The sequence below is a fragment of the Pseudomonadales bacterium genome (assembly GCA_013215025.1).
Taxonomy (GTDB): domain Bacteria; phylum Pseudomonadota; class Gammaproteobacteria; order Pseudomonadales; family DT-91; genus DT-91.
This window is the reverse complement of sequence record JABSRR010000121.1, coordinates 1-6,695: the sequence shown is the minus strand read 5'-3', so window position 1 is coordinate 6,695 and position 6,695 is coordinate 1. Positions and strand designations below refer to the sequence as shown.

The 6,695-nt window shown below is 46.4% G+C and carries 5 protein-coding genes; all 5 read left to right on the top strand.

The features are described 5' to 3' along the window. Nucleotides 1–360: AgmX/PglI C-terminal domain-containing protein (locus tag HRU21_08845; GenBank protein NRA42397.1), on the top strand; the 360-nt coding region annotated here is incomplete at its 5' end. Between the two features lie 198 nt (nt 361–558). Beyond that, nucleotides 559–1,812 (top strand): hypothetical protein, encoded by a 1,254-nt coding sequence (locus HRU21_08840; protein ID NRA42396.1) that lies wholly within the window; start codon nt 559–561, stop codon nt 1,810–1,812. A gap of 15 nt (nt 1,813–1,827) precedes the next feature. Beyond that, nucleotides 1,828–4,248 (top strand): RND family transporter, encoded by a 2,421-nt coding sequence (locus tag HRU21_08835; protein NRA42395.1) that lies wholly within the window; start codon nt 1,828–1,830, stop codon nt 4,246–4,248. Between the two features lie 57 nt (nt 4,249–4,305). Beyond that, nucleotides 4,306–5,754, top strand: a complete 1,449-nt coding sequence (locus HRU21_08830; protein ID NRA42394.1) for a DUF1329 domain-containing protein — start codon at nt 4,306–4,308, stop codon at nt 5,752–5,754. Between the two features lie 140 nt (nt 5,755–5,894). Next, the coding region (locus HRU21_08825; GenBank protein ID NRA42393.1) for an FAD-binding protein at nt 5,895–6,695 on the top strand (801 nt) is incomplete at its 3' end.

Below are 6,695 nucleotides of genomic sequence, written 5' to 3'. Positions count from 1 at the left end.
TCGTTGGGTGGCTCTCGTGTTGATACCTCGGGCAGCGTTGCTCAGGCGACTCAGTCAGAACAGCGTTCGGGGCAGCGCAGCGAAGAACGCATTCGTCGAGTTTTGGATAGTGCTAAAGGGCAGTTGTACGGTATTTACAACCGTGCCTTACGCAAAAATCCAACCTTGCAGGGCAGGGTAACTTTCGAATTAGTGATTCAACCCAATGGCCGCGTTTCTGATTGTAAAGTCGTCAGTTCAGCGCTCAATGACTCAGGCCTTGAGCGTCGCTTAATTGCAAAAATGAAGCAATTAGATTTTGGCGCTGAAGATGTGGCTGTCTTGAAGACTCGCTGGGCAATCGACTTTTTGCCTAATTAAGCACTCCTCTAAAAGGCCGCATATGCGGCCTTTTTTTCTTTATCATCAAGTAAAACAGTAACTTAGACATAGTCCTGAATTAGAGTATTTATTCTAAAACTGCTGGGCATTTGTTCTGCTTTTTGCGATAATGCGCACAATTTTTTGATTAGCTGATTTATTTGCTAACGCATTACTATAATAACAAGGGGTTTTGCTTTGAAGTCGATTGTCCAGTCGAAAGTAGCTTGTGTGGATGCTCTCTTTAGCTCTTACTGCTTAAGCCATTCTTGCCAACGTGCCAAACATATACTTAAGGCAACTGTTGCCATTGCTGCAGTTGCAATAAGTTTCTCCACTTCGCTGCATGCTAAAGAACCCACGCGCGCAATACAGGCGGCGAAAGCCGATCGTTCTATGCTGCTCGACGTCGCTAGGGCAGGTAATCATATTGTTGCGGTGGGCGAGCGTGGTCATATCTTAGTGTCCGAAGATACGGCTGCTAACTGGCAACAAGCCGATGTGCCTGTGGCGCAAATGTTGACTGCTGTCAGTTTTCCTAGCTCGAAAGTGGGTTATGCAGTGGGCCATGATTCGCATATTGTGCGCTCTGAGGATGGTGGTCAAACTTGGACCTTAATTCGCGATGGTTTAAAAGCTCAGGCTGCCCTGAATGAGCTTGCGGTGAAAGATTGGGCGGCAGAATTGTCTCGCGTGCAGGGTTTGATTGATCAGGGGCTTGAGTTTGATCCAGAGCAACCAATGGCCTTTGAAGGGATGTCTTTAATCGAGCAGCTGGATGAAGTGCAGTGGTACTACGAATCGGCGCAAGATAAGCTCAGCGAAACCATTACTGCGCCACCATTGATGGATGTATGGTTCAGTAATGAAGAGCTCGGCTATGCAGCAGGTGCTTTTGGTAAGCTATTTAAAACCGAAGATGGCGGTCAGACGTGGCAAAACTTGAGCGGCAGTATTGGCAATATTGATGAATTTCATTTGAACGCGATTACTGGTGCTCACGGCGGTAGTATTTACGTTGCTGGCGAAGCCGGTTTTCTCGTCTATTCTCACGATAATGGCTCGAGCTGGCAGCAAGCAGATCTTGGCTATGATGGCACTATTTTCGGCCTTATAGCCTCTAAAGACGGTGCCTCGGTGATTGCTACCGGTCTGCGCGGTAATACCTTTATCAGCCGTGATAAAGGTCTCAGCTGGCAGCCATTAGCCACCGGTGTTGATTATTCTCTGTCGTCAGGACTGTTATTTGGCGATGCCAGTCTGATCTTAGTTGGCGCTGGCGGTAATATTGCCTTGAGTCAAAATAATAGCGAAAGCTTTGAGCAATTTATTTTGCCGGCACGCGCCTCATTATCTGCCGTCGTAGCCTTGCCAGAGAATCAGTTCTTGCTGGTGGGACAGGGCGGTTTTCACCGTTTTCAAATGCCTGTAACCGCACAACTAGCTGAATAAGTTTAAGGAATTTCGATGTCTGACCATTCTTCACTCAGCTCTTACCAGTACGGTTCTGAAGCTAAAATTTACGAGCGAGTTATTTTCAACTCGCGTCCTGTATTGCTGGTTATCTTTGCGCTTGCCACCTTGTTTTTAGGCTATCAAGCCAGTCAAATTAAACCCGATACTTCCTTTCTAAAGATGATTCCATCCAACCATCCCTTCGTTCAGAATATGGTGGACAATCTAGATAATCTTGGTGCTACCGGAACCCCTATCCAAATAGCGGTCGAGCACACCGAGGGTGACATTTTTGATGCAGAGTATATGGAGACACTGAAAAAAATCAGTGACGAAGTATTTTATTTGCCCGGTGTTGATCGTCGTTCGCTAGAGTCTCTTTGGACGCCAAATGTGCGTTGGTCAGAAGTGACAGAAGAAGGTTTTGAGGGCGGCCCAGTGCTGCCTAATGGTTATGATGGCTCACCCGAACGTCTTGAAGCGTTTCGTACTAATGTTTTACGTTCGGGACGCGTGGGATCCTTAGTCGCCGATAATTTCAACTCATCGATTGTGCAAGCGACTTTATTTGATCAAGATCCTGATACTGGCGAACAGTTAGACTATGCCGAGTTTTCGCGCCAGCTTGAAGAAAAAGTGCGCGATCAATTTCAGAGTGACAAAATCAAAATTCGTATCATAGGTGTGTCCAAGTTGATTGGTGACCTTACCGAGGGCGGCGAGAAAATCGGCGTGTTCTTCTTGGTCGCTTTCTTAATTACCATGGTCATGTTGTTCTGGTACACACGATGCTGGATAGGTGCGATTGTGCCGCTGGTTTGTTCAGTGATCGCGGTAATTTGGCAGTTAGGCCTGATTCGCTTAGGCATTTTTGAAAGTTACGGCATTGGTAACGGTATTTCGGCTTATTCGATGTTGGTGCCGTTTTTGGTTTTTGCTATCGGCGTTAGTCACGGCATTCAAATTATCAATGCGATCGCGATTGAACAGTCTGATGGTGCTGGTGCAGAGCTTGCCGCGCGAAAAGCATTTAGAACCCTCTATGTGGCTGGCATGACCGCGTTGATTTCTGATGGCATTGGCTTTCTAACGTTGCTATTAATTGATATCCAGGCGATTAAAGAGTTAGCAGTCGCGGCCGGTATTGGTATTGCGGTGATTGTGATGACCAATTTAGTACTGCTGCCAATTTTGATGTCTTACTTTGGTCTGACCAAAGCTGGGATTGCCCACGTCAATGAGAAAAGCCAAAAGCACCCGGTGTTTTTAGAAAAGCTGTCTTATTTTGCCCATCCGAAAGTTGCAACGGTATCGATTCTAATTGCGGTATGCGGCTTTGCAGTGGGTATTATTGGCGGCAAGGGCTTAAAAATTGGCGACTTGGATACGGGCGCGCCCGAATTGCACCCGGATTCGCGTTATAACCTTGATAATAAGTTTATTTCTGAAAACTATACCGTTAGCTCAGATATTTTTATCATCATGGTCAATACGCCGGAAGAAAAATGTTCTTTATATGAGAATGTTGAAGTTATTGATCGTTTTGGCTGGGTCATGGAAAATGTACCCGGAGTACAGTCGAGTGTTTCATTCAGTTTCGTTATTCGCTCGATCTTGATGGGCTTCAATGAAGGAAGTTTGAAGTGGAATAGTATTCCTCGTGATCAGCAAGCGATTAACTCAACGTTTTTCCAAATTCCGAGTCAGTTAGTCAGCACTGATTGCTCTTTTGCGCCGATTATCCTGTTCTTGCAGGATCACAAAGCCGAGACTCTAGATCGTGTTGTGGCTGCTGCTGAGCAGTTTATCGCCGATAATCCGATGGACAATCTTACCTTTACCCTGGCTACTGGTAATGCCGGTATTGAGGCGGCTACTAACGATGTCATTGCTGATGCTCAATCTCAAATGCTCATTGTGATTTATATTGTTGTGATGGTGCTCATTTTAGGTAGCTTTAGCTCGGTTGCAGCGGTTGCCTGTATTGTCATTCCCTTGGCTTTGACCTCATCTTTATGTCAGGCCTTAATGGCGCAGCTAGGCATTGGTGTGAAAGTAGCGACGCTTCCGGTGATTGCTTTGGGCGTTGGTATTGGGGTTGATTACGGTATTTATATCTATGGCCGACTGGAGACTTTCCTTGAGCGCGGCATGGGTTTGCAAGAGGCATACTTTAATACCTTAAAAACCACCGGTAAGGCTGTGCTATTAACCGGTATTGCGTTGGCGATCGGCGTTGGCACATGGATTTGGTCGCCGATTAAATTTCAGGCGGATATGGGTAAGCTGNTAACCTTTATGTTCTTATGGAATATGGTAGGTGCAATTTGGTTGCTGCCGGCTTTAGCACATTTCTTGGTTAAGCCTGAAAAAATGGTTAAGCGTGGCCGCCGCAAAGAAGACAAATTGCAGCAAAAATTAAACTCTGCATAGACAGCTTGCTTGACTAATAATTTTCGAGCTTGTTTGTTATACTTAATGGATTAATTGATGACTTTCTCCGTTGTCGCGGCAGCGTTGCAAAGTTCGTACGAATATGAGGAGACTCTGGTGAAAAATTTAAAGGCTATGCTAGGCCTAAGTCTAGTTGCAGCAGCCCTAACCTTGACCTTGCCGGCAACTGCCGCAGTGTCTAAGCAGGAAGCTACTAAGCTCGGCGCTGATCTGAATCCAATGGGTGGTATTCGTGCTGGCAATATTGATGGCTCGATCCCGGCTTGGACCGGCTCACTATCGGGCGTGCCGCAAGGTATGTCTTACCGAGGCTCCGGTGATGTGTACCCTGACCCTTATGCCAATGAGCAGCCGCTGTTTGTTATCAGCAAGAACAATATGGCGCAATACCAAGCCTCTTTGACGCCTGGCTTACAGGCCTTGATGAATAAGTTCCCTGAAACTTTCGTAGTGCCGGTATATCCGAGTCATCGTGATGCGCGCTGGTCCAAGCTGGTTGAGCGCCGCACTGCTTGGAATGCGGTTAATACCGTTTTAGTCAACGGCATTGACGGGCTGCGTAACTACACCGGTGGCGCACCATTCCCGATGCCAAAAACCGGCCCTGAGGTCATGTGGAACGGCCGTATCATTCACCCGCATCCAACCATTGTAGGTACTATGGATGATCAAGCAGTATATCTTGACGGTAAACGCCAACTGCGTCGTCAGAACCTGATCTCTGAATTCCCATACTCTTATCCGCAAAACAAGATTGGTGACACTGAAGCGCAAATTGGTATCAATGCCGGTTTGGTGCATGTGACAATTGATAAGCCTGCACGTTCCAAAGGTCAAATGACGGTAGTACATGAGCCGGTTGACCAAGTGAAAAATGCTCGTAAAGCTTGGGTCTATATTCCCGGTTCTCGTCGCGTTCGTCGCGCGCCAACCGTTGGTTATGATACGCCCGATGGCCCAGGTGGTCTTGTTACGGTCGACGATTCATTAGGCTTTAACGGTGCCATGGATCGCTATGACTGGAAGCTTATTGGTAAGCAAGAAATGTTTATTCCTTACCACAATTATAAGTTTGATACCCCATCAGTAAATTATGAAACATTGTTGCTGCCGGGTCATGCAAACCCAGACTATATGCGCTATGAAAAACATCGTGTCTGGGTGGTTGAGGCTAACTTGAAATCTGGTCAGCGTCACGTCTATGCAAAACGTCGTTTTTATATTGATGAAGATAGCTGGCATATTGTCTTGTTGGAGTCATATGATGGCCGTGGTCAGCTGTGGAAAGTGGGCATTTTGAATACCGTATATGATTTCGCGCTGAAGGGTTTTGTCGCTCGTGCGCAAATGTTCCACGACCTTCAGTCTGGTGCCTATATCACTACCCGTATGGTCAATGAAACGGCTCAGCCAAACTTGATGGCAACCCCTAAAGGTGAGTCATATTACTCGCCGAGTAACCTGCGTAAAATGGGTACTCGCTAAGCCTTATTGCTTATTAAAAACCCCCGCAATGCGGGGGTTTTTTTTAACCAAATTGTTACTTGTGATCCCATTGACGGTGAGACAGAATAGCACTCGAATTCCCAACGCCTGGCGTTTGTTGTTAAAAAATAGGTTTAATCATGAAAGTTGAAAATGTCGATACCTTAATAGTTGGCTCTGGCAATGGTGGCCTAACTGCCGCTATTGCGGCGAATGATTTTATCAGTGACAAAGTACTGGTGATTGAAAAAGGTGACACGATTGGTGGTACATCGGTTGTCTCTGGCGGCGGTATCTGGATTCCAAACAGTCATTATGCTAAAGCAGCGGGTGCGAAAGATTCCTTAGCAGAGGCCAAGGCCTATTTGCGCAGCACTATTCCCGAAGAGCGCGTGGCTGATCATTTGATCGATGCGTTTTTGGAGACTGGCCCAGAAATGCTCGAATACTTGGCCAAGCATACCAAGGTAAAGTACGAATCTTTGGCGATGTACCCGGATTATTACACCAATAACGAAGGTGCGCGCGAGGGGCATCGCTCTTTAGAGCCTAGTCCTTATAATCGTAAAAAATTGGGCAAATATGCCAATGTGATGGGCCACTCTCACCCAATGATGTCGGTTATGGGTATGTTCACGCTGACGCAAAAAGAAGCTCATGCGGCAATGACCGGTGAGAAGAAATTTACCTTTATTATGATTAAGCAAATGTTGGCTTATTTCTTGGATTTCACTCGCCTGCGCAAAAAACAGCGCAAGGGTAATCGGCTAAGCTGCGGTGCCGCAGGTGTTGGCCGTTTATTGGCATCTGTGATGGATAGAAATATTCCGATTTGGACTGAGACAGCCTTAACTCAGTTAATCACTAATGCTGATGGCGATGTGACCGGTATTATTGCTGAGAAAAATGGTGAGAAAGTGCAGATTAACGCTGCTAAAGGG